Genomic DNA, 1,757 nt, shown 5'->3' with positions numbered 1-1,757 from the left:
GCAGGAGTTCAAGGCCGGCAAGCGCAGCAACGACGAGAAGATGAACAAGCCGCTCATCGCCATGAGCGATGCAGACCTCAAGGCGCTGGCCGAGTATTACGCAAGCCAGCAGTAACCGTCGCCGCACCCGCTCCCATTGACGCAGCCACCTCGCCGCCCGCCGGCGGGGTGTGCTCCTGCTACCCGGTCATGACCGTCAAAGGCGCTGCTATCCGCTCCTTTTTTGCGCACTGGGGGAGATGACACCCACCGGGTGTCCCTTATCCGGAGTTTTTATGAACGCTGTCATTAAGTGGCTGCTGCTCGGCAGCCTCTGCCTGGGCACAACCCAGTTTGCCAGGGCCGAGGTGGCCCCGGCGACCGATACCCCGACCACCCACACCCAGGCCTCATCCACCGCCGCGCCAGCCGATCAGTCAACCCTGGCCGAACGTCAGGCCAAGGCGGAGAAGAAAAAGGCCGCCGCCAGAAAAGCGGCTGCCCGCTTTGCCAAGTGCGACAAGTGCCACGATGGGGAGGAGGGGATGCACGGCAAGCACGGTAGCGTCACCAACCCCAACACCAATGAGGCGGTCACCTGCACCAACTGTCACGGCAATGCGTCGGCCGATCACCGTAAACAGCGCGGCGGTATGGTCGATGTGATGCGTTTTGGTGACGAGGCATTTCCCCTCAGCCAGCAGAACGGTGTCTGCATGAGTTGCCATGAGCCGGACGATCTGCGCAAGGCATTGTGGGCCCACGACGTGCACGCCACCCGGGTGAGCTGCACCAGTTGCCACCAGCTGCACCCGGCCAAGGAGCCCATGGTCGGCATTCCCGAAAAGTCCCGCATCAAGCTGTGCGTCGACTGCCACAGCAAGCAGCATGAGGCCAAGCAGCAAGCTGCCGTCAAGGAGGGCGCATGAGCACGACCCGTCGCGAGTTTATGGTGGGGATGAGTGCCAGCGCCTTGATCCTGATGACAGGTTCGCCCCGCGTCCTCGCCAACAGCATGACCATAGAGGGGGTACGCTACGGCATGATCCACGACGAGACGGCCTGCATCGGCTGCACCGCCTGCATGGATGCCTGCCGCGAGGTCAATCAGGTGCCACCCGAGGTCACCCGGCTGGAGATCGTGCGCAGTGGCCCCGTGGGGGAGTATCCGGATCAGGCGTACCGCTTCTTTCGCAAATCCTGCCAGCACTGTGACAATGCCCCCTGCGTGCATGTCTGCCCGACCGGCGCCTCCCATATCCGGGTCGAGGATGGCATCGTCGACATCAATCCCGATCTCTGCGTCGGCTGTCGCTATTGCCTCGCGGCCTGCCCCTATCAGGTGCGTTTTATCAACCCGGTGACCCGCGTCGCCGACAAGTGCGATTTTTGCCGCAAGACCAACCTGGCCAATGGCAAGCAGCCCGCCTGCGTGGAGGCATGCCCCACCAAGGCGCTGGTGTTCGGCAATCTGGATGATCCCCAAAGCCCCATCGCCAGGCGGCTGGTGCAGGAGACCACCTATCGCTACAAGCGGTTCCTTGGCACCTCGCCCAAGATGTACCGGGTGCCCAAAGGGGAGGTGGCATCATGAGCGCACATCGGTCTGATGGTCTCTGTCTGATGGGAGGTATGCACCATGTGGCATGACGCATTTCACTTCGACTCGCTGGTGTGGGACGGCCCCATCGCCATCTACCTGTTCCTGCTTGGCATCTCGGCGGGGTCGACCACCCTGTCGGTGCTGCTGCGGCGCCAGGGGGCCGGCAGCGAGAGTG

4 protein-coding genes are annotated in these 1,757 nt (G+C 63.2%); all 4 read left to right on the top strand.

Annotated features, from left to right (window positions below):
- Positions 1 to 115: c-type cytochrome (locus AAC083_RS22880; protein WP_441296530.1), on the top strand; the 115-nt coding region annotated here is incomplete at its 5' end.
- 160 nt (positions 116 to 275) lie between these two features.
- Positions 276 to 908 (top strand): Nrf-like electron transfer protein NetB, encoded by a 633-nt coding sequence (gene netB, locus AAC083_RS03365; protein WP_108538000.1) that lies wholly within the window; start codon positions 276 to 278, stop codon positions 906 to 908.
- Complete coding sequence (locus AAC083_RS03360) at positions 905 to 1,573, top strand: 4Fe-4S dicluster domain-containing protein (protein WP_108537999.1); 669 nt, start codon at positions 905 to 907, stop codon at positions 1,571 to 1,573. The genes netB and AAC083_RS03360 overlap by 4 nt, the downstream gene beginning before the upstream one ends.
- 45 nt (positions 1,574 to 1,618) lie before the next feature.
- Positions 1,619 to 1,757: NrfD/PsrC family molybdoenzyme membrane anchor subunit (gene nrfD / locus AAC083_RS03355; RefSeq protein WP_258224877.1), on the top strand; the 139-nt coding region annotated here is incomplete at its 3' end.

Origin of the sequence: Aeromonas sp. HMWF014, from assembly GCF_963878295.1 — a bacterium.
In the GTDB taxonomy this organism is placed as follows: domain Bacteria; phylum Pseudomonadota; class Gammaproteobacteria; order Enterobacterales; family Aeromonadaceae; genus Aeromonas; species Aeromonas popoffii.
This window is presented reverse-complemented; position numbering and strand designations above follow the sequence as displayed.